Origin of the sequence: Streptomyces sp. NPDC001351, from assembly GCF_042896045.1 — a bacterium.
GTDB lineage: Bacteria > Actinomycetota > Actinomycetes > Streptomycetales > Streptomycetaceae > Streptomyces.
Genome location: NZ_JBIAWS010000003.1, coordinates 385,581 through 409,451 on the forward strand (window position 1 = coordinate 385,581; position 23,871 = coordinate 409,451).

At 71.4% G+C, this 23,871-nt stretch carries 23 protein-coding genes and 1 riboswitch; of the genes, 5 read left to right on the forward strand and 18 right to left on the reverse strand.

All coding sequences use genetic code 11. From position 1 onward, the window contains the following. Nucleotides 1-310: 310 nt before the first annotated feature. Complete coding sequence (locus tag ACFY1U_RS12070) at nt 311-919, reverse strand: TetR/AcrR family transcriptional regulator (RefSeq protein WP_390694008.1); 609 nt, start codon at nt 917-919, stop codon at nt 311-313. A 155-nt stretch (nt 920-1,074) separates the two neighbouring features. Between ACFY1U_RS12070 and ACFY1U_RS12075 the strand changes: the two genes are divergently transcribed. From ACFY1U_RS12075 to ACFY1U_RS12090, 4 genes are all read left to right on the forward strand, one after another. Beyond that, complete coding sequence (locus ACFY1U_RS12075; protein ID WP_390694009.1) at nt 1,075-2,010, forward strand: NAD(P)-dependent oxidoreductase; 936 nt, start codon at nt 1,075-1,077, stop codon at nt 2,008-2,010. Between the two features lie 110 nt (nt 2,011-2,120). Continuing rightward, nucleotides 2,121-3,638 carry an APC family permease gene (locus ACFY1U_RS12080; protein ID WP_390694010.1) on the forward strand — a complete coding sequence of 506 codons (1,518 nt, stop codon included), beginning with the start codon at nt 2,121-2,123 and terminating at the stop codon, nt 3,636-3,638. A gap of 108 nt (nt 3,639-3,746) precedes the next feature. Next, on the forward strand, nt 3,747-5,300 hold the full coding sequence (locus tag ACFY1U_RS12085) for an FAD-binding protein (protein ID WP_390694011.1): 1,554 nt from the start codon (nt 3,747-3,749) through the stop codon (nt 5,298-5,300). A 42-nt stretch (nt 5,301-5,342) separates the two neighbouring features. Further along, nucleotides 5,343-5,849: an AAA family ATPase gene (locus ACFY1U_RS12090; RefSeq protein ID WP_390694012.1), complete on the forward strand. Its 507-nt coding sequence runs from the start codon at nt 5,343-5,345 to the stop codon at nt 5,847-5,849. On the opposite strand, the gene ACFY1U_RS12095 is transcribed toward ACFY1U_RS12090, so the two are convergent. From ACFY1U_RS12095 to ACFY1U_RS12165, 15 genes are all read right to left on the reverse strand, one after another. Next, nucleotides 5,839-7,116 (reverse strand): MFS transporter, encoded by a 1,278-nt coding sequence (locus tag ACFY1U_RS12095; RefSeq protein WP_390694013.1) that lies wholly within the window; start codon nt 7,114-7,116, stop codon nt 5,839-5,841. The two genes, ACFY1U_RS12090 and ACFY1U_RS12095, sit on opposite strands and share 11 nt — an antisense overlap. Before the next feature lie 69 nt (nt 7,117-7,185). Then, nucleotides 7,186-8,151 carry a cytochrome c oxidase assembly protein gene (locus ACFY1U_RS12100; RefSeq protein ID WP_390694014.1) on the reverse strand — a complete coding sequence of 322 codons (966 nt, stop codon included), beginning with the start codon at nt 8,149-8,151 and terminating at the stop codon, nt 7,186-7,188. 426 nt (nt 8,152-8,577) lie between these two features. Continuing rightward, nucleotides 8,578-9,702 carry an MsnO8 family LLM class oxidoreductase gene (locus ACFY1U_RS12105; RefSeq protein WP_390694015.1) on the reverse strand — a complete coding sequence of 375 codons (1,125 nt, stop codon included), beginning with the start codon at nt 9,700-9,702 and terminating at the stop codon, nt 8,578-8,580. Further along, complete coding sequence (locus ACFY1U_RS12110) at nt 9,695-10,786, reverse strand: LLM class flavin-dependent oxidoreductase (RefSeq protein WP_390694016.1); 1,092 nt, start codon at nt 10,784-10,786, stop codon at nt 9,695-9,697. Before ACFY1U_RS12110 ends, ACFY1U_RS12105 begins: the two co-directional genes overlap by 8 nt. After that, nucleotides 10,783-12,156, reverse strand: coding sequence for an NtaA/DmoA family FMN-dependent monooxygenase (locus ACFY1U_RS12115; RefSeq protein WP_390694017.1), 1,374 nt, complete (start codon nt 12,154-12,156; stop codon nt 10,783-10,785). The genes ACFY1U_RS12110 and ACFY1U_RS12115 overlap by 4 nt, the downstream gene beginning before the upstream one ends. Nucleotides 12,157-12,176: 20 nt before the next feature. Next, nucleotides 12,177-13,391: an LLM class flavin-dependent oxidoreductase gene (locus ACFY1U_RS12120; protein WP_390694018.1), complete on the reverse strand. Its 1,215-nt coding sequence runs from the start codon at nt 13,389-13,391 to the stop codon at nt 12,177-12,179. Between the two features lie 76 nt (nt 13,392-13,467). Continuing rightward, nucleotides 13,468-13,578, reverse strand: a complete 111-nt coding sequence (locus tag ACFY1U_RS12125; protein WP_390694019.1) for a putative leader peptide — start codon at nt 13,576-13,578, stop codon at nt 13,468-13,470. Nucleotides 13,579-13,637: 59 nt separating this feature from the next. Next, entirely contained in the window at nt 13,638-14,363 is a 726-nt protein-coding gene (locus ACFY1U_RS12130; protein WP_390694020.1) for a GNAT family N-acetyltransferase, read from the reverse strand. A 72-nt stretch (nt 14,364-14,435) separates the two neighbouring features. Continuing rightward, nucleotides 14,436-15,458: a transporter substrate-binding domain-containing protein gene (locus ACFY1U_RS12135; RefSeq protein WP_390694021.1), complete on the reverse strand. Its 1,023-nt coding sequence runs from the start codon at nt 15,456-15,458 to the stop codon at nt 14,436-14,438. Between the two features lie 81 nt (nt 15,459-15,539). Next, a complete protein-coding gene (locus ACFY1U_RS12140; RefSeq protein WP_390694022.1) occupies nt 15,540-16,337 on the reverse strand; it encodes an amino acid ABC transporter ATP-binding protein in 798 nt (265 codons plus the stop codon). Further along, nucleotides 16,334-17,314 carry an amino acid ABC transporter permease gene (locus ACFY1U_RS12145; RefSeq protein WP_390694023.1) on the reverse strand — a complete coding sequence of 327 codons (981 nt, stop codon included), beginning with the start codon at nt 17,312-17,314 and terminating at the stop codon, nt 16,334-16,336. The genes ACFY1U_RS12140 and ACFY1U_RS12145 overlap by 4 nt, the downstream gene beginning before the upstream one ends. A gap of 160 nt (nt 17,315-17,474) precedes the next feature. Further along, on the reverse strand, nt 17,475-17,633 hold the full coding sequence (locus ACFY1U_RS12150) for a hypothetical protein (RefSeq protein WP_390694024.1): 159 nt from the start codon (nt 17,631-17,633) through the stop codon (nt 17,475-17,477). Nucleotides 17,634-17,664: 31 nt separating this feature from the next. Then, nucleotides 17,665-17,774: riboswitch (SAM riboswitch) on the reverse strand. 66 nt (nt 17,775-17,840) lie between these two features. Further along, a complete protein-coding gene (locus tag ACFY1U_RS12155) occupies nt 17,841-18,737 on the reverse strand; it encodes a glutathione S-transferase C-terminal domain-containing protein (RefSeq protein WP_390694026.1) in 897 nt (298 codons plus the stop codon). 57 nt (nt 18,738-18,794) lie between these two features. Continuing rightward, entirely contained in the window at nt 18,795-18,905 is a 111-nt protein-coding gene (locus ACFY1U_RS12160; protein WP_390694027.1) for a putative leader peptide, read from the reverse strand. Nucleotides 18,906-19,018: 113 nt separating this feature from the next. Further along, nucleotides 19,019-19,762 carry a hypothetical protein gene (locus tag ACFY1U_RS12165; RefSeq protein WP_390694028.1) on the reverse strand — a complete coding sequence of 248 codons (744 nt, stop codon included), beginning with the start codon at nt 19,760-19,762 and terminating at the stop codon, nt 19,019-19,021. Nucleotides 19,763-20,166: 404 nt separating this feature from the next. Here ACFY1U_RS12165 and ACFY1U_RS12170 point away from each other — a divergent pair, with 404 nt between their 5' ends. Further along, nucleotides 20,167-20,613, forward strand: coding sequence for a hypothetical protein (locus ACFY1U_RS12170; protein ID WP_390694029.1), 447 nt, complete (start codon nt 20,167-20,169; stop codon nt 20,611-20,613). Between the two features lie 69 nt (nt 20,614-20,682). On the opposite strand, the gene ACFY1U_RS12175 is transcribed toward ACFY1U_RS12170, so the two are convergent. Both ACFY1U_RS12175 and ACFY1U_RS12180 read right to left on the reverse strand, forming a co-directional pair. After that, nucleotides 20,683-22,122, reverse strand: a complete 1,440-nt coding sequence (locus ACFY1U_RS12175; protein WP_390694030.1) for an NAD-dependent succinate-semialdehyde dehydrogenase — start codon at nt 22,120-22,122, stop codon at nt 20,683-20,685. Between the two features lie 249 nt (nt 22,123-22,371). Then, nucleotides 22,372-23,643: an aspartate aminotransferase family protein gene (locus tag ACFY1U_RS12180; protein ID WP_390694031.1), complete on the reverse strand. Its 1,272-nt coding sequence runs from the start codon at nt 23,641-23,643 to the stop codon at nt 22,372-22,374. Nucleotides 23,644-23,871 lie beyond the last annotated feature (228 nt).

Sequence of the window (23,871 nt, forward strand, 5' to 3'; positions counted from 1 at the left end):
AAGCGCCAGCCCCGCCCAGCCCCGGCTGTGGACACTCGTCGAGTGGGAGACCGACAGCGACGACGTGAGCGGACTCGCGCAGGCGCTCGCCGAAGCGCTGGAGCCGGAGAACGGCTGGTACGCGGACTTCACCGTGGGGGACGAGCGCGTGGTCGTCTTCGCCGGAAAGGCCACGCGGCGGCAGCCGCATATCGGATCAGCAGGTACCGGCGCGGCGATGCGGCGGGACGCGCCGAAGCGATCGCGTACGGGCGGTCGGTGGGGACCCCTGAGCATCAGCTCGACTGGGAGGAGTGAGCCGGGCAGGGGGTCAGGCGCCGTCCTTGACCACCGCCGCGTCGAGGAGGGGGCCCAGTTCCCGGGCCACGCTCGTCAGGGCGCGGACGTTCCGCTCGGTTCGGGCGATGAGGATCGCCCCCTCCAGGGCTCCGATCATGAGCGTGGCCAGCGTCCCGGCCCGGTCTTCGGGTACGCCCATGTCCGTCAGGGCCCGGGCGACCGAGCCGGTCCAGGTGCCGAATGCGGCGGCCGCGGCCTCCCGGGTCGACGCGGTGGACTCGGCGCAGTCCACGGTCGCGGCGGCCACCGGGCAGCCGCCCGCGAATCCGGCGGTCTCGTACTCGTCGGTCCACTGGCGCACCATCTCGGCGAACAGCCCGCCGGGCGTCGGCGTGGGCAGCGCGGCGAGGAACCGGTCGATGCGGTTGCCGGCGTATCTCCCGGCCCAGCCGACCGCCTCGTTGACGAGCTGCTCCTTGCCGCCGGGGAAGTAGTGCTGGAGGGAACCGCGTGGCGCCTGCGCGTATGCGGCGACCTCCCGCATCCCCGTGGAGGCGACCCCGTCGCGCCGGATGAGCTGGGCCGCACCGAAGACCATCCGCTCCCGCGGTCCACGCCGCGGCGCCTGTGCCGCCGTCATCCTCGGTCTCCTCCCACCACTCCAAGCATCGACGACTCCTCCGCACTCTATGACCGCCGTCATAGTGCGGGCTACTATGACCGCCGTCATAGCCGGGGCGAGGGCAGTCGCCTCCGCGTCGGCCCGATCGGTATCAGCCAGGACGGTGGTCCATCGTGTACGTGGGTTTCGTCGGCCTCGGGGTCATGGGCCGGCCCATGGCGCTCAACCTCGCCCGCGCCGGGACACCTCTGGTCGTCTTCAACCGCACCCCGGCCCGGTGCGAACCCCTGCGGGCCGCCGGAGCCGAGATCGCCGCCGGCCCCGCCGAGGTCTTCGACCGGGCGCAGACCGTGATCCTGATGCTGGCCGACGAGAGCGCCGTCGACGCGGTCCTGGGGCGCGGCACCCCGGATTTCGCCCCGCGGGTCGCCGGGCACACCGTCGTCCACATGGGCACGACCACGCCGGAGTACTCGGCCGGCCTGCGGGAGGCCGTCCACGGTGCGGGCGGGCGTTACGTGGAGGCCCCGGTCTCCGGGTCCCGCGTCCCGGCGGAGCAGGGGCAGCTGGTGGCGATGCTGGCGGGGGACGACGACGCCGTGGCGGCCGTACGGCCCCTGCTGGCACCCATGTGCGGGGAGACGTTCCGCTGCGGCCCCGTGCCGGGCGCGCTGCTGATGAAGTTCTCGGTCAACCTGTTCCTGATCACGCTGGTCACCGGGCTGACCGAGGCGTTCCACTTCGCCGACCGGCACGGACTCGACCCGCGGCTGCTGCGGGATGTCCTGGACGCGGGCCCGATGGCCAGCGCCGTCTCCCGGATGAAGGCGCCCAAACTGCTGGACCGTGACTTCGCCGTCCAGGCGTCGGCCGCCGACGTCCTGAAGAACAACCGGCTGATCGCAGAGGCCGCCCGCAAGGCCGGTCTCGCCTCCCCTCTGCTCGACGTCTGCCATATCCTGTTCGGGGAAACGGTCGCGCAGGGCCACGGAGGCGAGGACATGGTGGCCGTACTGCGGGCACTGGAGGCCCGCTCCGACGGCGCTGCCGTAGCCACGCGCCCCGTGCCCGCCGGGTCGGATGTTTCGGCTGGGTTTCCGGTGCAGTAGGGCGTCCCCGGCGATGGTCAAGACTTGTACAGGAACGCTTGTGCGGTTGTGCGGCGACGCCGATCATTGGCCGAATCGCACCCATACCCCGCGCGCACGCAGGAGTTCCCGTGACCGTTGGCCAGATCGCGTCCGAGCCGGAAACGGCCCGGACGGAGCGGCAGAAGCTGCGTAAGCACTTCGGCCGCTTCGACATTCTCTTCTTCCTCCTGTGCACCATCGTCGGCGTGGACACCATCGGCACGGTGGCCTCGAAGGGTGCCGAGGCGTTCACCTGGCTGATCGTGCTGGCTCTCGTGTTCTTCGTGCCCTCCGCGCTGCTGACCGCGGAGCTCGGGGCCGCGTTCCCCGACGAGGGCGGTCCCTACATCTGGACCAGCCGGGCCTTCGGGCGCCTCGCCGGGGCCGTCAACAACTTCCTCTACTGGATCACCAACCCGGTGTGGCTGGGCGGCACGCTCTCCGTCGCCGCCGTCACGGCCTTCACCACCTTCTTCAACGACGGCAAGGACCTGAGCACGCCGGCCTTCTACGTCTTCACCCTGGTGTTCGTCTGGGTGGGCGTACTCGCCGCGATCCTCTCCTTCGACGTGGGCAAGTGGATTCCCACCATCGGCGCCTGGAGCCGTTTCGTCCTGCTCGGCCTGTTCACCGTCACCGTCGTGATCTACGGGATCAAGCACGGCCTGCACGGCTTCGGGGCCGGTGACTTCTCGCCGACGTACGCGGGCTTCGTCGGTCTGGTGCCGGTCCTGATGTTCAACTACGTCGGCTTCGAACTGCCCAACACCGCAGGCGACGAGATGACCGACGCCCAGAAGGACGTGCCCTTCGCCATCTTCCGCAGCGCCGCCCTGTCCGTCGCGCTGTACGCACTGCCGATCTTCGGCATCCTGCTGGTCCTGCCGGTCAAGGCCGTCACCGGTCTCGGCGGGTTCCTCGACGCGATCCGGCAGGTCTTCACCGTCTACGGCGGGCACGTCGCCGCCGACGGCACGGCCACGCTCAGCGGCGTCGGCAGCCTGCTCGGGGACATCGCCGCGATCATGTTCATCCTGACGGTGCTGTCGTCCGGCGTCACCTGGGTCATGGGCTCCGACCGCGCCCTCGCCGTCTCCGGCTACGACGGCGCCGCGCCCCGCTTCCTCGGCGTCATCTCCAGCCGCTTCGGCACCCCGGTGCGGGTCAACATCCTCAGCGGCCTGGTCTCCACCGTCGTCCTGGTGCTGGCCCACGAACTGACCCACGGCAGCGCGGCCAAGCTCTTCGGCGCGGTCCTCGGCCTCGCCGTCTCCACCACGCTCGTCAGCTACCTGGGCATCTTCCCGGCGCTCGCGGTACTGCGCCGCAAGGCCCCGGACGTCCCCCGCCCGTACAAGGCGCCCATCCCCGGCATCATCAGCGTCGTCCTCACCGTGCTCATCCTGTTCGCCAGCGTGCAGCTGGTCGCCCCCGGGCTCGGTGACCACTGGTTCGGATCCGCCTACGCGCCGGACGGCTGGAGTCACGCCGAGCGCTGGAAGTACCTGCTGACGGAGGCCGTCCCGCTCGCCGGGTTCATGCTCCTGGGCGTGCTGTTCTGGGCCCTGGGCAAGCCGACCCGCGCCTCGCTCGCCACCGACGAATGACCTGATCCGCTCCCTCGCGGACCGCACGGCACACCACCGCGACCGGACCAACCCTCCTAGGATGACGGGGAGTTGATCGTTCCCGTTGCGTGCGAGGTGGTTGTGCCCATGTCCCACACACCGTCACGACGTGCCCTGCTGCGCGGACTCACGGTCTCCGGTGCGGCGGTGGTCGGCTTCGACCCCGCCGCCCGGACCTGGGCTGTGAGCGGATCCGAGTCCGGCCCGGGCCTGGCGGGGATCCCCCCGCTCGACGGGACACTCGTCATCGACGAGGCGTCACTCGCCGCCGCCTCCGAGGACTTCGGCCACATCGTGCACCACCGTCCCCTTGCCGTCCTGCACCCGGGCTCGGTCCATGACGTCGTCGCCATGGTCCGCTTCTGCAACACGCACCGCCTGCCCCTCGCACCGCGCGGCCAGGGGCATGCCACCCACGGCCAGGCGCAGGTCCAGGGCGGCCTGGTCGTCGAGACCGCCACCCTCGCGGACATCGGCCCTCTCACCCCGGACGGCACGACGGTCACCGTCGGCGCGGGCGCCAGGTGGAGCGAGGTCGCCAGGGCCACCCTCGCGCACGGCCGCACCCCGCCCGTCTTCACCGACTACCTCGAACTCTCCGTCGGCGGCACCCTGTCCGTGGGCGGTCTGGGCGGCCAGACCCACCGGCACGGCGCCCAGGTCGACAACGTCAGCGAGCTCCAAGTCGTCACCGGGGCGGGCGAGTTGGTGCACTGCTCCCCCACCCGTCACCCCGACCTCTTCCACGCCGTCCTGGCCGGCCTCGGCCAGTGCGCGGTCGTCGTCGGCGCCACCCTGCGCCTGCTGCCCGCGCCGCGGACCGTACGGCACTACCTGCTGCCCTACGACGACCTGCAGACCTTCCTCGACGATCAGCGCACCCTGGTCCGGGAGGGCCGTTTCGACTACGTCGAGGGCCAGGTCTCGGCGGACGCCGACGGAGCCTTCCGCGCATACACCCTGGAGGCCGTGGCCTACGGCCCGCCCGTCGGTCCCGCACCCGACGACACGGTCCTGCTGCGCGGCCTGCGCCACAACCCGTCCGGCGTGGAGCAGGCCGACCTCCCCTACTACGACTTCCTCGACCGGGTCGCCCCCGGCGTCGAAGAGCTCAAGGAGGCCGGCCTGTGGACGTACGCCCATCCCTGGCTCAACCTCCTGCTCCCCGGACGGTCCGCGGCCGCCCTCACCGCCGACGTGCTGGACGCGCTCACCACGACCGACCTGGGCCCCGGCGTCGTCCTCGTCTACCCGCTCCTGCGCGAGCGCCTCACCACGCCCCTGCTGCGCACCCCCGACGATCCCGTCCCGTACCTCTTCGCGGTGCTGCGCGCCGCCCCGCCGGACGACACCGCCACCGTCGACCGCCTCCTCGCCGCCAACCGCCACGCCTACGAGGCCACCGCGGCGGCCGGCGGCACGCAGTACCCGGTCGGCAGCATCCCCTTCACCCACGCGGACTGGCGCACCCACTTCGGTCCGGCCTGGGCGCGGTTCGAGTCGGCGAAGCGCACGTACGACCCGTGCGGGATCCTGGCGCCCGGCCAGGGCGTCTTCTCCACTCCCACCGGTGGCCGGCCGGCGCCGGGGGACGCTCAGGGGGCGGGCCGCAGCGGCTCCACGCCGATGACCTTGCGGTAGACGCCGTCGTGGTCGTCGACGGCGTAGTGCCAGGATGACCGCATGCTCGTGGTGATCGGCGGCCTGCCCGCCACCGGAAAGACCACCCTTGCGCGGCTCCTGGCCGCGCGGACCGGCGCGGTGCATGTGCGGGTGGACACCATCGAGCAGGCGCTGGTCCGCTCCGGGACGGCGCGGCATCCGGTGGGTCCGGCCGGTTACGTCGTCGGGTACGCGCTGGCCGAGGAGCATCTGCGGCAGGGGTTCTCGGTGATCGCGGAGTCGGTGAATCCACTGGCGGTCACCCGGGACGCCTGGCGGGACGCGGCGGTGCGGGCGGGTGTCGCCTGCGCCGAGGTGGAGGTGATCTGCTCGGATCCGGCGGAGCACCGGCGGCGCGTGGCATCACGGTCGGTGGACATCCCCGATCTGCCGCTGCCCGACTGGGCAGAGGTCACTGCCAGGGAGTACGAGCCGTGGAACCGCGAACGCATCGTCGTGGACACCGCGGGAGCGGCGCCCGAGGAGTCGCTGGCCGTGCTGGTGAGGGCGATCGCCCTCAGCTCGTAAGCAAGGGGGCGGACGCCGACGCGGGCTGCGGAACATCGCGCATGCGGCGGAGCGGGGAGAAGAACACGAACCAGCCGGCCGCCCACGAACCGACGAAGGCCAGCCAGAGTGCGGGCCGCACCCCGATCAGGGTGCCCAGCGCCCCGCCGAGGACGCCGCCGAGCGGCAGCGTGCCCCACACCACCCAGCGCACGGCCGCGTTCATCCGGCCCATCAGCTCCGGCGGTGTCACCGACTGCCGGTAGCTGATCTGGGCGATGTTGTAGACCATCCCGGAGAAGTACGCGACGCCCCAGCCCAGCGGGAACAGCAGCACTCCCCAGCCCTGCCAGGCCGCCGCCGCCATGACCTGCGGCGCGCTGCAGACCAGCATCGACACCCAGATGATGCGCGCCGAGCCGACCTTCCCGGCGAGCCGGCCGGCCAACGCTCCCCCGGCGATCCCGCCGATGGCCGCACCCGCCATGATCAGCCCGGTCAGCGCGGGGCGCACGTGCAGCACCCGGACGAGGAACACCATCGCCAGCGCCGAACTCATGCCGCCGAACAGGTTCGCGGTGGCCGTGCACGCCACGACCCTGCGCAGGATGGCGTGCCCGAACACGAACTTCAGGCCCTCGGCGATCCGGTGCCGCAGCGTCTCGTCCGCCGGTCGCGCCGGCGGCGGCTCCTCCCGGGTCCTGATCCCGAGGAGCGACAGGACCGAGACCACGTAGGAGAGGGCGTCGGCCGTCATCGCCCCCGCGGCGCCGAACACCCCGACCAGCCCGCCGCCCAGGCCCGGTCCCCCGAGCTGGGCGAACGCCTGGGTGGTCCCCAGCTTGCCGTTGGCGCTCATCAGGTGTTCGGGGCGGACGAGTGACGGCACATGGCTCTGGTACGAGACGTCGAAGAACACCGAGCACACACCGGCCGCCACCGCGACCACGTACAGCTGCGCCAGCGTCAGGACACCGAACGCCGCCGCCACCGGAACCGAGCCGATGATCACCAGACGGAGAAGGTTGCAGACGATCATGATGGAGCGCTTGGCGGCGCCGTCCACCATGGCACCCGCCGGGAGCGCGATCACCGCGAAGGCCAGGGTGGTGGCCGCGGTCAGCAGTCCGACCTGGAACGTGCTCGCCTTGAGCGCGACGACCGCGAGCAGCGGCAGAGCGACCTCGGTGACCGCCGACCCCATCTCACTGACCGTCTGGCCACTCCACAGCAGCATGAAATCCCGCTGCCGCCACAGGCCCGGTAAGTCCTTCGCTGCTTCCCTCACGACACCGCCCTCGCTCTCGGCTCCACAGCGAGGACTGTGCCATGGATCAGCGGCGGGCCGGCACGGTGCTCACTGCTGCCGGATGCGGCGGGCGATCTCGCTGTTCTCGGTCTCCCACCACGGGCGTACGAGATCGGGCGACTCGGTCTGCCCCTCCGTCGGCGCCGCCGGGATCAGTTCCGTCGCCAGGCGGCGGTCCAGTGCGGCCGTCGTCGCGCGTTCGGTGCGGGCCCACTGGACCAGGATGGCGAGCAGGAAGGGCAGGGCCACCAGCTCGGCGATGCCGACCATCGCGCCGCCGCCGAGCTGCTGGTCATGCTGTACGTCCGGCGACCAGGGCGGGGCGTGGTGCAGATACCAGGCGCCGGCGATCAGCGTGCCGTGCGTCATGACCACGATGCCGGGGACGGCGTCGACGATGCCGTCGAGGAACACCAGCGCCGCCCGCACGGGATGGGTGCACCAGGCGGGCAGCGCCTCCTCGCGGGTGAGCACCGGCACCACGAACAGGCAGCCGGCCAGGAGCAGGTGCAGATACATCAGCTGGTGCAGCCAGCCGTGGCGCAGGGCCGTCTCGAAGTACGGGGTGAAGTACACGGTCAGTTCGGTCGCCAGCACCAGGGCCGTGCTGACCAGCGGGAAGGTGAGCAGGCGTACCAGGCGGCCGGTCATGGCCCGTTGGACGCGCTCGGCGGCTCCTTCGGGAAGGGCGCGCACGGCCAGCCGCAGGGGGTCGCCCAGCGCAAGGCCCAGCGGTGCGACGAGGTCGAGCAGGATGTTCTGCACCGCGGCCGGCCAGAACAGCACACGGTCGTAGACGGCGAGGGCCGACATGGTCGCCACGACGAGGGTGCCGAGGCCGAGCACCGCGAAGGCGGCGATGCGGGATACGGGCCAGCGCTCGCCCCGGCGCCGCAGCCGCAGTACGCCCCAGCCGTAGAAGGCGCCCAGCAGCAGGACGAGCAGCAGCGCGGGCACGTCCGGTTGCCATGAGGACAGCAGCCGCCCCATGGTGAGTTCCGGCGGACTGGCCATCGCGCGCTCCCTCCACGGCATGTCGGGCCACCCGACCGGACCCGGCCAGGCACTTTACGCCGCACTCGACCGGCCGGCCCGCGCCGGGTCCGGCGATCACCCTCCGTCATACCGAGCTCATGCCGAGCTCTTACCGAGACCGCCGGAGCGATCATTTTCGGGGCGCATGCGGGAGCGGCGGGACCGACGACGGCACGCAGGCCGTCGTCGCGGGGCACATCCAGCCGAGCCCGGAACCGGTTTCCGGTTTCCGGGCTCCGGGCTCCGGGCTCCGGGCTCCGGGCTCCGGGCTCCGGGCTCCGGGACACCGTCCGCCACCTCTCCTGGACGACGGTCACACCGCCGAGCACTACCGGAGCTGCGGCACAGGCGGCGGACCGCCACACCCGTATGAAGCTCGCCCCGACCGGTTCGGGCTGTCGAGTCTCACCGCCGCTTCCACTCCTCGGCCAGCAGCTCGTACGACCGCACCCGGTCCGCATGGTCGTGAGTGATCGTCGTGATGAGCAACTCGTCGGCGCCCGTGGCCTGTTGGAGCTGCTCCAGCTGGTCGGCCACCCGTGCCGGGGAGCCGACGAACTGGGTGTCGAGGCGGTCCTGGACGAGGGCGCGGTCCTCGTCGGTCCAGGGGTGGGCGCGTGCCTCCTCTGGTGTCGGGAACTCGATCGCGCCCTCGGCCGTGCGGATGCTGCGCACCCACGGGCCGTAGCCGGTCGCGAGTTCGCGTGCCGTCTCGTCGTCCTCGGCGACCACGACGTCCGCGGACACGCTGACGTACGGCTTGTCGAGGACGTCGGACGGCTGGAAGAACGATCGGTAGCCGTCCACCGCCTCCAGGACCGTGGCCGGGCTGACGTGGTAGTTGGCGGCGAACCGCAGGCCGCGCGCGCCGGCGACCTCAGCACTCTGGCCGCCGCTGCTGCCGAGGATCCACAGCTCGACCTCGGCGCCCTCGCCCGGCACGGCGTGCGCCTCGACGCCCTCCGGGGAGCGGTAGGTGCCGGCCAGCAGGGCGAGGATGTCGTCGATCTGCTCGGCGTAGTCCTGCGATTCGGCGTTCGGGAGCAGGAGCAGCCTGCGTTGCAGCGCGATCCGGGGTGAGCCGAGGAGGCGCTCGAAGGAGAAGCGGGGCGGGATGAGCAGGCCGTTCGGGGCGCGGCCGTCGACGACCGGGGTGGTCGTCGGCCCGGTCGCCTTCTCGCCCGGCGGGCGGCCGCCCGAGCGACCCAGGCCCAGATCGAAGCGTCCGGGGTGCAGGGCGTCGATCAGGCCGAACTCCTCCACCGTGGACAGGGCTGTGCGATGGCCGAGCTGTACGGCTCCCGAGCCCAGGCGGATGGTGGAGGTGGCGGAAGCCGTCAGGGCCAGGACGACGGCGGGGGACGTGCCCGCGACGCCCGGGTTGAGATGGTGTTCGGCGAACCAGTAGCGGGCGTAACCGAGGCGTTCGGCCTGCTGGGCCAGGTCGATGGAGTTGCGCAGGGCGTCGGCGGCCGTCGAACCGGAGGAGATCGGCACCAGGTCGAGAACGCCGAGGGGAATGTCAGACATGGGCCGGCTCCTCACTGGTCGGTGCTCCCGGCAGCACCGGGCCCCACTCGAAGGGCGGGTCCGGGATGGCCTTGCGCAGGGTCGGAGCCACCGCCGAGTGGAACAGCTCCAGCGAGTCGCGGTGCTGGGTGTCGGTGAGTCCGCTCGCGTCCGCGTGGAGGTGGACCACCGTGTGCCCGAACTGCTCGTGGTAGCGGTGCACCTTGTCGATGACCTGCTGCGGGCTGCCGATCAGGGCGGAGCTGCGCTCGACGAAGTCCTCCAGGGTCTCGAAGACGACCGGCAGACCGGCCTTCTTGAAGAACGCCAGATTGGACTCGAAGACCGGCCGGTACGCGGCCAGCGCCTCCTGGGTCGTGGGAGCGACGTAGATGCCCGCCGTGCCCGCGCCGACGGCGATCCGTGCCGGGTCGTGGCCGTAGTGCTCCCAGCGCTCGCGGTAGTGGCGGATCAACTCGGCGTACGGCTCGATGGGGTTGGTGACGTTGGCCGAGAACAGCGGGTCGCCGTAGCGGGCGGCGAGGTCGACCGACTCCTTGCTGGTCGCGCTGCCGTGCCAGACCCGGACGGGCTGCTGGTACGGGCGCGGCCAGACCTCCGCCTCCTCCAGCTCGGGGCGGAAGCGGGTCGCCGCGGTGACCTTGTCCTGGCGCCAGATCTGCCGGAACACCTCGTAGCTCTCGGCGTTGCGGTCCCACTGGTCCTCGGGCGTGACGTGGAACAGGTCGCGCTGGGCGGCGCCGTTGCCCTTGCCGATGATCAGGTCGAGCCGGCCGTTCGAGAGGTGGTCGAGGGTGGCGTAGTCCTCGTAGGCGCGGACCGGGTCCAGGAGGCTGAGGGTCGTCACCGCGGTGAACAGGCGGATGCGCTTGGTCAGCGCGGCGATGTGGCTCAGCACGACCGGCGGCGAGGAGGAGATGAACGGCCGCTCGTGCCGCTCCCCCACTCCGAAGCCGTCGAAGCCCAGCTCCTCGGCGAGCAGGGCGTTGTCGAGCACCTCCCGGAACCGGTCGTGGGTGGACTTCTGCACCCCGGTGACCGGGTCCGGGCGGTGGACGATCAGCGTGATCGCGAGGAACTTCACGAGGCCACCCGCTCGTCCGACGCCTCGTCCGGGTGCGCGAGGCCCAGGTGGTGGCGGAGGGTCGGGCCCTCGTACTCCGTGCGGAACACGCCCTGTTCCTGGAGCAGCGGCACGACCTTGTCGGCGAAGACGTCGAGGCCGCTGGGGGTGATGTGCGGGACGAGGATGAAGCCGTCGCTGGCGTCGGCCTGCACGAAGTCGTTGATGGTCCTGGCGACGGTGGCCGGGGAGCCGATGAAGTTCTGGCGGTTGCCGGTCTCGATGACGAGGTCACGGATGGACCAGTTGTTGGCGGCGGCCAGCTCGCGCCACTCGCGGGCGGTGGCCAGCGGGTCGCGGTACATGCGCACCTGGGCGCGGCCCTTGGAGATGTGGTTGTCGCTGACGTCCGGGTCGATGTCGGGCAGCGGGCCCTCCGGGTCGTAGGAGGACAGGTCCCGGTTCCAGACGAACTCCAGGTGCTTGATGGCGGTGGCCCCGCTGACCTGCTGGCGGCGCACCACCTTGGCCAGTTCCTCCGCCTCCTCGTCGGTGTCGCCGAGGATGAAGCTCGCGGCGGGCAGGATCAGCAACTGGTCGGCGCGGCGGCCGTACTTGGCGAGGCGGCTCTTGACGTCCTTGTAGAAGCTCTGGCCCGCCTCCAGGGTGGCGTACCGGCTGAAGATCGCGTCGGCGGAGGAGGCGGCGAACTCGCGGCCCTCGTCGGAGTCGCCCGCCTGGAAGATGACCGGGCGGCCCTGCGGGGAGCGCGGCACGTTGAACTGGCCGTGGATGTCGAAGTGCTGGCCGGAGTGGACGAAGGAGCCGGCCTTCGCGTCGCTCAGGAAGACGCCGGTGGCCTGGTCGGCGATGATCTCGTCGCCGCGCCAGGAGTCGAAGAGTTCGTGCGCGGTGGTGAGGAACTCCTTGGCGCGGGAGTAGCGCTCGTCCTGCGGGAGGAAGCCGCCGCGGCGGAAGTTCTCGCCGGTGAAGGCGTCCCAGGAGGTGACCACGTTCCAGGCGGAGCGGCCGCCGGAGAGATGATCGAGGCTGGCGAACTGGCGGGCCACCTCGTAGGGCTCGTTGAAGGTGGAGTTGATGGTGCCGGTCAGGCCCAGGTGTTCGGTGACGGCGGCGAGCGCGGCCAGGACGGTGAAGGTGTCGGGTCGGCCGACGACGTCCAGGTCGTAGATCTTCCCGCCCTGTTCGCGCAGCCTGAGGCCCTCGGCGAGAAAGAGGAAGTCGAACTTCGCCCGTTCGGCGGTCTGCGCGAAGTGGACGAAGGAGCTGAACTCGATGTGGCTGCCGGCCTTCGGGTCGCTCCACACGGTGGTGTTGTTGACGCCCGGGAAGTGTGCGGCCAGATGGATCTGCTTCAGCGGCTTGCTCATGTCGGTACGGTCCTTCCGGCTCAGGCGGTCGCGGCGGCGTAGCGGTTGGCGGGGCGGGCGAGACCCAGCAGGCCGCGCAGGGTGTCGGCCTCGTAGGCGGTGCGGAAGGCGCCGCGGCGCTGGAGTTCGGGGACCAGGCCGCGGCTGATGGCGGGCAGGTCGTGTCCGGCGACGGCGGGCCGCAGCCGGAACCCGGTCAGCCCTGCCTCGGCGAACTCCTGCAGCAGATCGGCGAGTTGGGCGGGGGTGCCGGCGAAGATGCGTGCGTCGCTGGTGTACGGCTCGGCCGCGAGGGCGTCGAGGCGGGCGCGGCGGTCCTCGGCGGCGGTCTGGTCGTCGTCGAGGAAGACCACCAAGTCACCGAAGACGTGCAGGAGTTCACCGGCACGCCCGGCGGCCTCCTGCTCGGCGCGGATCTCCGCGACGATCGCGCGGGCCTGGCCGGTGTCGTGCGGGGTGACGTAGCCGACGTCGGTCTGGCGGGCGATCAGCCGGTACGGGACGGTCTGGTGTCCGAGAGAGGTGACGAGCGGCTGGCCCTGCGGCGGGCGCGGGGTGATGGAGGGGCCCTTGACGCTGAAGTGCCTGCCCTCGAAGTCGATGTAGTGCAGCTTGTCCCGGTCGATGAAGCGGCCGGTGGCGACGTCCCGGATCTCCGCGTCGTCCTCCCAGCTGTCCCAGAGCCGGCGCACGACCTCGACATAGTCGGCGGCCTCGTCGAAGAGCTCGGTGAGCCGCTCCTGCCCGGCAGGGCTCTGGAGTTCGGCCAGGTCGATGGGCGGGAAGGTGCGGCGGCCGAAGTGGTCGGCCTCGTGCGGGCGGGCGGTGATCTGCACCCGCAGCCCGGCGCGGCCGGTGCTGACGTAGTCGAGGGTGGCGATCGCCTTGGAGATGTGGAACGGCTCCGTGTGGGTGGCGATCACGGTCGGCACCAGGCCGATGTGCCGGCTGAGGGGGGCGATACGGGACGCGATCAGTACGGCGTCGAGGCGGCCGCGGACCTCGTCGGTGCGGCCGTCCGGCTCGCCGTAGCGCGAGGACTGCAGGCCCAGGCCGTCTTCGAGGGTGACGAAGTCGAGCAGTCCGCGCTCGGCCTCGGCGACCTGGTCGGACCAGTATCCGGCGGTGAACAGGTCCCGAGGGCGGGCCACTTGCTCGCGCCAGGAGGCGGGGTGCCAGCCGGTGCCCTCGAGGGCGACGGCAAGGTGCAGATGAGAAGCGGGAGTTGAGGACACGAGGGGTGCCTTCCTGGAGGTCCGTACGAGATCGCCGGCCCGCGGGATCGGGGCACACGGCGGCGGGAGAAACCGGTCAGGAGCAACAGAGGGCGCCGGCCACGCGCTGGAGGTCGATGTGGGGCCGGGAGTGCAGGCGGATGCGGTGGCGCGGGTTGTGGGCACGGACGCGGAGTACACGTGTCACGTCCCACACCTCCGCCCGAACGCACGAACAGTCAGCCTTCGACAAGGACAACGCCACGGCTATGCCGTTTCTTCCAGGGCGGCGGCTGCGGTCGGCCGTACCAGCGAGAAGACGGTACGGCGGCGCAGGGTGAAGCCGATCGACTCGTAGAGCCGGATGGCGTCGGCGTTGGTGGCCCTGGCGTGCAGGAAGGGGCGCTCGCCGCGCTCCTTGATGCCCGCTGCGACCGCGCGGACCAGGCGGGTGGCCAGGCCCCGGCCGCGATGGGCGGGGTCGGTGCACACGGCGCTGATCTCGGTCCAGCCGGGCGGGTGGAGGCGTTCGCCGGCCAGGGCGATCAGCCGGCCGCGGTGGCGGATGCCGAGGTAGGTGCCCATTTCGACGGTGCGGGGCAGATAGGGGCCCGGTTGGGTGCGGGCGACCAGGTCGAGGATCTCGGGTACGTCGTCGGCGCCGAGCCGAACGGCTTCGGGATCGGGCTCGGCGCGCAGGCCGGTGTCCACGAGCTGGACGCCCTGTCCCGTGCGCAGGATCTCCCAGCCGGCCGGCGCCTCGGTCACTCCACGCACCGAGGCGGTGCCGGCGGGGCCGACGAGGGTGGCCAGGTCGGCCCAGGCCCGCGGGTCGCCGGTGTCGGTGATGGCGTAGAAGGGGGCCACGTCCTGCCGGTAGCGGGCGGCGCGGCCTACGCGTTCGGCGAAGTGCGCGTGCGGGCCGGTGAGGGCCGCCCAGGCGGGGTTGTCCAGAAGGTGCGAGGAGGTGGCTTCGATGCTGGTGGCGGACATCGTGGGGCGGTCTCCGAGGGGGCCTGGGCGGGGACCCCGCCGCGGGGCGGCGGGGTCCCCTGTCGGTGGCGGTCAGGAGTTGTCGAGCGGCAGGCCGGGCGGGTTGACCTCGGACTTGGCGACGGCCTCGTTGGAGAGGTTCCAGGCGGCCAGCCACTTGGCGTACTGGCCGTTCTTGATCAGGTAGTTGATGGCGTCGGCGAGCGGCTTGGCCAGGCCGCTGTCCTTCTTCGCGGTGGCGGCGATCAGGCCCTGCAGCGAGGCGCCTGCGCCGGAGTAGGTGCCCGCGTTGCGCGTCGGGTTGGGCGTGCTCGCGGACTGGGTGATGTGGTACGCGATGCCGGGGTTGGGGCCGAAGAAGGAGTCGATCTTGCCGCTGTTCAGGGCGAGGTAGGTGCCGTTGCGGTCCGGGTAGTACTTGACGGTGAGCTTCTTGCCCTCGCCCTCCAGCTTCTTCTTCCACTCCAGGAGGATCTTCTCCTGGTTGGTGCCGGCGCCGACGGAGACGGTCTTGCCGGCGAGGTTCTCGTAGTTGCCGTCGAAGTTCCACTTGCTGGACTTGAGCACCTCGAAGCCGAGGTTGTCCTTGCGGTAGGAGGCGAACTCGTACTTCTTCTTGCGCTCCTCGGTGTCGGTGACGTTCGAGAAGGCCACGTTCACCTTGCCGCTGTCGATGCCGACGAAGAGGTTCTCCCACGTGAAGTTCTTCAGCTCGGGCTTGAGGCCGAGGACTGCGGCGACCAGGCGGCCGAAGTCGGGCTCGGCGCCGGTGAGGGTCTTCTGGTCGCTGCCGACGTAGGCCAGCGGCGCGAAACCGGCGGGCAGGGCGCCGACGCCGATCTCCAGCTTGCCGCTGCTCTTGACGGACTTGGGCAGTTCCGCGCTGATCGACTTCACCTCGGAGACCTTGAGGCCGGTCTGCTTGGCGGCGCCGTTGGAGAGCTGTCCGACGGTCACGGTCCCGCCTGCGGCGCCGGTCGTGGTGGCCGCGTCGCTGTTCCCACCGCAGGCGGCGAGCCCGGTGGCGAGAGTGGCGACCGCGGTCGCCGCGGTGATGCCGCGTATCAGGCTGCGTCGGGTGAAGTGGACAGACATGGCCGTTCCTTGTCGTTCAGGAGGGTGATGAGGAGGGTGGCGTGGGGGGAAGTCGTGGGGCGCGCCGGGCGTGTTCCGGGGTCAGAGGACCTTGCTGAGGAAGTCCCTGGTGCGCTCGTGCTGCGGCTTGTCGAGGATCTCGGAGGGCGGGCCCTGTTCGACGATCCGTCCGCCGTCGATGAAGACGACCCGGTCGGCGATCTCGCGGGCGAAGCCGATCTCGTGGGTGACGATGACAAGAGTCGTCCCGCTGGTCGCCAGGTCCTTGATGACGGCCAGGACCTCTCCGACGAGTTCGGGGTCGAGGGCGGAGGTGGGCTCGTCGAAGAGGATGACGCCGGGGCGCAGGGCGAGGGCGCGGGCGATGGCGACGCGCTGCTGCTGGCCGCCGGAGAGCTGGCGCGGGTAGGCGCCGGTCTTGTCGGCGAGACCGACCCGGCCGAGCAACTCGCGGGCCAGTTCCTGCGCTTCGGGCTTGCTGAGCCTGCCGGTGGCGACCGGAGCGGCGGCCACGTTGTCCAGGACCGTCAGATGCGGGAAGAGGTTGAAGTTCTGGAAGACGAAACCGATCCGGCCGCGCTGGGTGAGGATGGCCCGCTCGCTCAGCTCCTTCAGCCGGTCGCCGTGCCGTTTCACGCCGATCAGTTCGCCGTTGATGCTGACGTGGCCGATCTCCGGCTTCTCCAGGTGGTTGATGACCCGCAACAGGGTGGACTTGCCGGAGCCGGACGGGCCGAGGATGACGGTCACCTCGCCCGGCCGTACCGTCAGGTCGATGCCGTTGAGCACGCGGTGGGCGCCGTACCACTTGTGCACGTCGTGCACCTCGACGGTGGCGGCCTCCACGTCGGCCAGGGGCTCGAGGGTCTTCGCGCTCATACGGCGGCCTCCCTGCGGATACGGGCTCGCAGGTCGGTGAGACCGGTGCGGAGCTTCTGCAACGGCGTCGGCGGCAGGGAGCGGGTGGCGCCCCGGGCGTAGTACCGCTCGACATAGAACTGGATGACGGAGACGACGCTGGTCAGGATCAGGTACCAGACGGTGGAGACCAGCAGCAGCGGCACGATGTCGCCGGGGTAGGTGGAACCCATGGACTGCGCGGTGCCGAACAGGTCGAGCAGCGAGACGTAGAAGACCAGCGAGGTGCTCTTGATCAGGCCGATGAGCTGGTTGACGTAGTTCGGGGTGATCGAGCGCAGCGCCTGCGGGAAGACGATCTTCGTGAACTGGTAGCTCTTCGGCAGACCCAGGGCCGCCGCCGCCTCGTGCTGGCCCTGGTCGACGGAGAGGATGCCGCCGCGGACCACCTCGGCCGCGTAGGCCGCCTCGTTGAGGCTGAGGCCGATGACGGCGACGACCATGTCGCTGGCGAGCTTGGACTCGTCGAAGGAGAAGAAGGCGGGTCCGAAGGGGACGCCGACGCTCAACGTCTTGTACAGGGCGCTGAAGTTGTAGAGGAAGAGCAGCACCACGATGAGCGGTATGGAGCGCAGCGCCCAGATGTAGGTCCAGCTGACGGCTCTCAGCACCGGGCTCTTCGAGAGCCGGGCCAGGGCGAGGACGATACCGCCGGCCAGGCCCAACACCGCGCTGTAGGCGGCGACTTCGAGGGTGATGACCAGGCCGTCGAGGATGTTCGGCCGCAGGAACCAGTAGCCGAAGCGGTCCCACTGGTAGAACGGGTTGGTCGTCAGTCCGTGCACGAACTGGGCCGCGAGGACCAGGACGACGGCGGTGGCGATCCAGCGTCCCGGCCTGCGCAGCGGCAGAACTCGCTGTGCGGCGAGGGGCTTTGGCTGTTCGTCGGCGGGCGGCGCGTCGGCGAGGGCGACGGTCGCGCCAGGGGGTTCACTCATGGTGGGCTCCGGCGGAGTCGGACACCCCACTTGCCACGGCAGCCGTGCGCCGAAGCGGCTTGCTCAGCGCACGGGTGTGCAGGGGCACCGGGGGGCGGGGAGGACAACGACACACCGCGGGGCGGTGTTCGTCAGGGAGTGCGGGGGCTGCGGGGAGGTGTCAGCCCCGGCAGCGGGCACAGCCCGGCGCGGTACACAGTGCGCTGTTCACACGGAGCAGATCGACGGCGCGGTCGGCGGCGAACAGGTTCAGCAGGTTCGCGTACGGCTGTACGCAGCCCTGAGGGCGGCGTGCGACCGTCCTGGGAGCTGCGTACATGGCGTCACCATCACTGTTCCGGCCCCTGTGGGCCTCGCGCTTACCGAAACGTCATCCGGTCCGGTCGTCACCTGGGGCACCCCACCGCGGAGCGAGGGTTGCCGGTCAGCTAGCCAGGGCTTGTCGCTGACACTCATGACCGTTCTGGTTCGTAGTTAAAACAATTGCCCGAAGGAATGTCAACGCCGGTCCACTGTGTGGAACGACTCAATTCCCGTTGACCTGCGAGCCTGTCCCGTTTCGGTCGGATGCATGGGCCGCCCAGTCCAGGATCTGGACAGCGGCTCCGGCGGCCTCCAGGCCCTGGCAACGGGCGTGGTGGCGGCGGGCGATGCCGTCCAGGTCGAGATGGGCGCCGAAGGCCGGGTGGGCGGCCAGCCGGCGGGCGTAGGCCCACAGGGTGGGATGGCCGGCGATCCGCTGGACGGCACCGGCGTCCAGGTGATTGCGGTGCACGGTGTCGAGTTGCACCAGTGCGACCCACAACTCGATGTCCGCGGCGGTGATTTCGTCGCGGATCATGTACGTCCGCCCGACCAGCCACCGCTCCAGTGCACCGAGCGTTTCGAGCAGCGTCTCCAGCGCCGCCGCGCGCTCCGACTCCTCACCGCCGGCCGATCCGGCGCGCTGCGCGGCGTCCTCGATGCCCTGCGCGCACATCCGCTCCACGGCCTCGATCTCCGACTCCGCGCCGCACGGGTAGGGCGAGGGGCGGTCGCCGCCGAAGCGGCGGGCGAGGTCGCGCATGATGTCCGGGGCGTGTGTGCTGACGATCCGCCCGGACCAGTCGTCGCTGAGCACGGGCGCGAGTGCCGGGCCGGTGTAGTGGTGCGCGCTCGCCTCGTACAGCGGGCGCAGGGCGCAGTGGCTGCCTTCGGGGGTGTCGGGGACGGCGGGCAGGAAGGTCGCCGGACAGACGGTGTCCAGGCCGAGCAGGCTGTGGAGGACGGCGATGCGCAGGCCGTCGGGACACGCGGTCGACAGATGGAGGCGGTAGCGGCCCGGTACGGCGTAGTGGCCGCTGCGGGCGTCGCTGCCGATCCGGCCGCGGAAGGCGGGCGCGGACCGGACGGAGGTGTGGGCGGCCAGCGGTGTGATGGACATGGAACTCCCCGGGAGAGGGCGCGGACGTACGCGCGGCGGAAGCGACGTCGGGCGGACTCAGCCCCGGGGGCTGATCGCACTGCAGACACGCTGCAGATCGATGTGACGGCGGGAGGTGAGGAGAGGCGGACGGATCACTCGGACGGTGACCGGCTCAAGGCGCCCCATGCGTTTCCCTACCTATTCACTAGGATTCTCCTCTGGAGTGTCGGTCCGGCTCGGAGCCACGTCAAGAGGGCCGTCCCGCAATACGGACAGCGCGGTGGACGCTGCTCCCTCGCCTAGTTCTTCTGCAGGGCTCGGCTCACACCCGCGATGACGGCCGTCGTCAGCACCCAGCCGAAGGCGATCAGCAGATAGGCCAGCCACTGGAGGGTGCCGCTCGTCCAGTACCAGGTGGTGCGCTGGCCCAGACCGCCGATCGGGATCAACAGGTCGAGCGTGTAGACGAGGGGCTGGAACGGTGGCCCCTCACCCGCCTGCACCCGTGTGGGACGGTGAGCGCCGAACGTCAGGGTGCCCAGCAGGGTCAGCACGAACAGCCAGACACCCGCCAGCCAGGGGCGGTAGCCGTAGCCGACGGTCGCGTCCAGCAACTGCCCCCAGGCACGGGCCGCCGGCCGCAGCGTGCGGCGCCGGTGCCGCTGCTTGGCGAGCAGCACCCGGCGGGCGTCGTCGTCGTGGCCGGCCGTGCGGTACCAGCTCGCCAGCTGCTCGTACGGCTGGGGGCTGTAGCCGGGGCTGCGCCGTATCCACCGTATGCGGTGTGCCACGGAGTCCGGCCGGCCCACCGCCTCCCGCCGCTCGCCCGCCACGGCCACCCTGATGGAGCCGTAGACGAAGCCGTCCAGCTCCACCGTGGCCGGCCAGCTGTGCTCGTTGTCGTGGAGGTACGACACCTGCGCGCCCCGCAGGTCCACCGCCTGGGACGGCGGGCGGGCGAGGGTGAGGTCGAAGTCGACGGCCTGCATGAGCGCGCACAGCAGGGCCGGGCCGTCGCCGCCGGGAGGCCCGTTAGCGCGCACAGCAGGGCCGGGCCGTCGCCGCCGGGAGGCCCGTTCAGGACGGCTCCCTGGAAGGTCACGTTGTCCGAGACCCGGGTACCGCGCAGACGCACGGTTCCGTTGGCGGTGAAGCCCCGGGAGAACTCGAGCGTCGAGGCGACGGCGTTGTCCAGGGCGAGGGCGACCCCGCGCGGTCCGGGGCGCTCCAGCCGTGCGCCCTGCATGAACAGTCCGCCCGGCAACTGCGCGCCCAGCAGCCGGACTTCACCGTGGGCGACGAATCCGCCCCCGCAGAAGACACCTCCGTCCGTGACCAGGCCACCGGCCGACAGGGCCCACCCCTCGGGTGCGAGCAGCCGGGCCTTGTTGAGGTTCACTCCGCCGGTCACGTGCGCGTGGGTGAGGGACAGGGCGCTGAGCTCCCGGTGGAAGGCGGACACCGGGCCGGCCTCCACGGTCGACCCCAGCAGGTCGAGACGTCCCTCGATGCGCGCCGACCCGGCTTCGAGGCCGGGCACCCGGCTGCGGGTGAGCGCGACGGTGCGGGTCTCGGCCCCGAAGAAGCTGACGTCCTGCTCGAACCAGCAGTCCTCGATCCAGAGAGGGTGATCGATCCGCGCACCGGCCAGGTTGATCCGGCCGGTTATCCGCGCGCCCGCGAGCGCCAGGGCGCCCACCGCGCCGGGCTGCACGGAGTGCGCGCCGAGCAGCAGCGCGACGATCACTTCGGCCCGGACGGTCCGCCCGGGCCCCCACTGCCCGCCGCCCGCCACACGGTCGTCCTCGGCCACGCCGGACCGCAGATCCACGCGGCGCCCTTCGGGGAACGCGTCCCACAACTCACGCTCGGGTGGCGTCAGTTCGTCGTATGACAGCACACGGACAGAGTAGTGATCTCTCCTCTTGGCCGGCCTGCCTCTCCGCGCTCCCCACGGGGGTGGTCACCTCACCGGGATCGCCAGGTACTGGTACTCCAGGAACTCCTCGATACCGACGCGGCCGCCCTCCCGGCCCAGCCCCGACTGCTTGACGCCGCCGAACGGGGCCGCCGGGTTGGACACCAGGCCGGTGTTGAGGCCGACCATGCCCACCTCCAGGCGTTCGCTGACCCGAAGCGCCCGGTCCAGGCCCTCGGTGAAGAGGTAGCCGACCAGGCCCCAGGAGGTGTCGTTGGCGCGGCTCACCACCTCGTCCTCGTCGTCGAAGGTGAGGATCGCGGCGACCGGACCGAAGATCTCCGTGTCCATCAGACGGCTTCCTGGGGCGACGTCGGTGAGGACCGTCGGCGGGTAGAAGCAGCCCGGTCCCTCGGGGGTACGGCCGCCGACGAGCACCGTGGCGCCGCGGTCGACCGCGTCGGCGACCAGTTCCTCGACCTTGGCCCGGCCCGCCGCGTCGATCAGGGGGCCGACGTCGACGCCGTCCCGGGTGCCGGGGCCGACGACGAGGGCGCCCATGCGTGCGGCGAGGCGCCGTGCGAACTCCTCGGCCACCGCGCGGTGGACGAAGAAGCGGTTCGCGGCCGTGCACGCCTCGCCCATGTTGCGCATCTTGGCGACCATCGCGCCGTCCACGGCCACCTGGAGGTCGGCGTCGTCGAAGACGATGAACGGCGCGTTGCCGCCCAGCTCCATCGACGTCCGTACGACGGTGTCGGCGCACTGGGCGAGCAGCAGCCGGCCGACGGCCGTGGACCCCGTGAAGGACAGCTTGCGGATCCGGCCGCCGCGCAGGAGCGGTTCGCACACCTCGCCCGCGCGGGAGGTGGTGACGACGTTCAGGACGCCGTCCGGCAGGCCCGCCTCCTTCAGGACGGCGGCCAACGCGAGGCTGGACAGGGGGGTTTGCGGGGCCGGCTTGAGGACCATCGTGCAGCCGGCCGCGATCGCCGGGCCGATCTTTCGGGTGCCCATCGCGAGGGGGAAGTTCCACGGGGTGATCAGCAGGCAGGGGCCGACGGGGCGGCGGGAGAGCAGCATGCGGCCCTTGCCGTCGGGGAGGGTGCCGTAGCCGCCGTCGACGCGGACCGCCTCCTCCGAGAACCAGCGGAAGAACTCGGCGGCGTAGGCCACTTCGCCCCGTGCCTCCGCCAGCGGTTTGCCCATCTCGGAGGTCATCAGGTGGGCGAGTTCGTCGGTGCGGGCGAGGAGGATCTCGTGCGCGCGGCGCAGGATCTCGCTGCGGGCCCTGGGTGCCGTGCGGGCCCATTCCTGCTGGGCGTTGACGGCGGCGTCCTCCGCGAGCCGTGCGTCCTTGGGGCCCGCGTCGGCGACGTGACAGAGGATCTCACCGGTCGCGGGGTCGTCGACGGGCATGGTGGCGCCGTCCGAGGCGTCGAGCCAGGCGCCGCCGATGAAGAGCTGCGTGGGGGTGTCGGTCATGAGGTCTCTCCTGGTCGTCCGGCGGCGGGGCGCTCCGCCGGTTGTGCGGAATCGCGGCTGCACCGCAGGGCCCTGATGTGCCGTCGATCGTCTGCGGCACCGTCGGGGCTGGTCGCTCCCCCACTCTCGGCTTCGCTCGAGCGGGGGACCCCCATCGCGGCGGAGCCGCACATGGAGACAGCCCCGCGCCCCTTTGGGGCGCCGCTGCCGAACCGCCACGGCCTTCGCCGAGGCCGCTTGAGGCGTCCGTCATCGGGTGGCGGAGGACCCCGATGTACCGGCCTCGACCGCGGTGGCCCACGCCCGGAGCCCCTCGTCCACAGCCGTCTCGTCGATGACAAGGGCGGGAATCATCCGTACGACCTGGTTCCAGGCTCCGCACAGCAGCAGGAGCAGGCCCTCGTCGACGGCGGCCCGCTGTACGCGGGCGGCGGTGTCGGGGTCGGGGCTGCCGTCCTCGGTGACGAACTCGGAGGCGAGCATCAGGCCGAGGCCGCGTACGTCGCCGATGGCCGGGGTGCGCTCGGCGACCGCCTCCAGGCCGGTGCGCAGCCGCTTGCCCATCGCCTCGGCGTTCTCCACGAGTTTCTCGTCGCGTACGACGTCGAGTGTGGCGCAAGCCGCCGCGCAGGCAACGGCGTTGGCGCCGTAGGTGCCGCCCTGCGAGCCGGGCCACGCCTTGCTCATCAGTTCCTCGGAGGCCGCGATCCCGGACAGTGGGAAGCCGCTGGCCAGGCCCTTCGCGGTGACCAGGATGTCCGGGGCGACCCCGAAGTGGTCATGCCCCCAGAAGCGGCCGGTGCGGCCGACGCCGGTCTGCACCTCGTCGAGGACGAGCAGGAAGCCGTGGCGGTCGGCGCGTTCGCGCAGGCCTTCCAGGAAGGCGCGGGTGGCGGGCACGTAGCCGCCCTCGCCGAGCACCGGTTCGACGACGACCGCGGCGGTGTCGGCGGGCGAGGAGATGGTCTGGAGGGTGTAGTCGAGTTCCTTCAGGGCGAATCGGGTGGCGGTGTCCTCGTCCCAGCCGTAGCGGAAAGCGGTCGGGAAGGGCGTGACGACCACTCCGCTCATCAGCGGCGAGAACCCGGAGCGGAAGCGGGTGCCGGAGGTGGTCATGGAGGCTGCGGCGACGGTACGGCCGTGGAAGCCGCCGTGGCAGACCAGGACGTTGGGGCGGCCCGTGGCCTGGCGGGCCAGCCGCAGGGCGGCCTCGACGGCCTCGCTGCCGGAGTTGGTGAAGAACAGGCTGTCCAGGCCGGCCGGCAGGACCTCGCCGAGCTTGTCGACCAGGCGGCGCAGCGGCTCGTGCAGGACCGTCGTGTACTGGCCGTGGATGAGGGTGCCGACCTGTTCCTGGGCGGCCGCCACGACCCTGGGGTGACAGTGGCCGGTGCTGGTGACGCCGATGCCGGCGGTGAAGTCGAGGTAGCGGCGGCCGTCCTCGCCGTAGAGGTGGACGCCCTCGCCCCGGGCCGCCACGACGGGGGTGGCCTGGCGAAGGTGCGGCGACAGTGCGGTCATGTTCGTCTCCTGGGCCGTGCGGTGTCGGCTGCTCCCGTCCTTCGAGCGTCCCGGCGGCCCGCGGTCGGCCGCAACGCCTGAACTGTCCAGCGTGAACACGGTGTTCGGACGGTCTGTCAGCCGCGCTGCCCGGCACTGCGCCGACGCGGGGCGCCGGGACGCGCGTCAGGGGCGTCTTGCGCAGGTCAGCACCGCTTGTCACAGTGTCCGGGCAGGCCGTCCCGATGC

What these genes read in the sequence shown, in the direction of transcription:
- ACFY1U_RS12070 (WP_390694008.1), bottom strand. Translation starts at nt 919, where the DNA reads ATGACGGCGGCACAGGCGCCGCGGCGTGGACCGCGGGAGCGGATGGTC.
- ACFY1U_RS12085 (WP_390694011.1), top strand. Translation starts at nt 3,747, where the DNA reads ATGTCCCACACACCGTCACGACGTGCCCTGCTGCGCGGACTCACGGTC.
- ACFY1U_RS12090 (WP_390694012.1), top strand. Translation starts at nt 5,343, where the DNA reads ATGCTCGTGGTGATCGGCGGCCTGCCCGCCACCGGAAAGACCACCCTT.
- ACFY1U_RS12100 (WP_390694014.1), bottom strand. Translation starts at nt 8,151, where the DNA reads ATGGCCAGTCCGCCGGAACTCACCATGGGGCGGCTGCTGTCCTCATGG.
- ACFY1U_RS12105 (WP_390694015.1), bottom strand. Translation starts at nt 9,702, where the DNA reads ATGTCTGACATTCCCCTCGGCGTTCTCGACCTGGTGCCGATCTCCTCC.
- ACFY1U_RS12115 (WP_390694017.1), bottom strand. Translation starts at nt 12,156, where the DNA reads ATGAGCAAGCCGCTGAAGCAGATCCATCTGGCCGCACACTTCCCGGGC.
- ACFY1U_RS12130 (WP_390694020.1), bottom strand. Translation starts at nt 14,363, where the DNA reads ATGTCCGCCACCAGCATCGAAGCCACCTCCTCGCACCTTCTGGACAAC.
- ACFY1U_RS12135 (WP_390694021.1), bottom strand. Translation starts at nt 15,458, where the DNA reads ATGTCTGTCCACTTCACCCGACGCAGCCTGATACGCGGCATCACCGCG.
- ACFY1U_RS12140 (WP_390694022.1), bottom strand. Translation starts at nt 16,337, where the DNA reads ATGAGCGCGAAGACCCTCGAGCCCCTGGCCGACGTGGAGGCCGCCACC.
- ACFY1U_RS12145 (WP_390694023.1), bottom strand. Translation starts at nt 17,314, where the DNA reads ATGAGTGAACCCCCTGGCGCGACCGTCGCCCTCGCCGACGCGCCGCCC.
- ACFY1U_RS12150 (WP_390694024.1), bottom strand. Translation starts at nt 17,633, where the DNA reads ATGTACGCAGCTCCCAGGACGGTCGCACGCCGCCCTCAGGGCTGCGTA.
- ACFY1U_RS12155 (WP_390694026.1), bottom strand. Translation starts at nt 18,737, where the DNA reads ATGTCCATCACACCGCTGGCCGCCCACACCTCCGTCCGGTCCGCGCCC.
- ACFY1U_RS12160 (WP_390694027.1), bottom strand. Translation starts at nt 18,905, where the DNA reads ATGGGGCGCCTTGAGCCGGTCACCGTCCGAGTGATCCGTCCGCCTCTC.
- ACFY1U_RS12175 (WP_390694030.1), bottom strand. Translation starts at nt 22,122, where the DNA reads ATGACCGACACCCCCACGCAGCTCTTCATCGGCGGCGCCTGGCTCGAC.
- ACFY1U_RS12180 (WP_390694031.1), bottom strand. Translation starts at nt 23,643, where the DNA reads ATGACCGCACTGTCGCCGCACCTTCGCCAGGCCACCCCCGTCGTGGCG.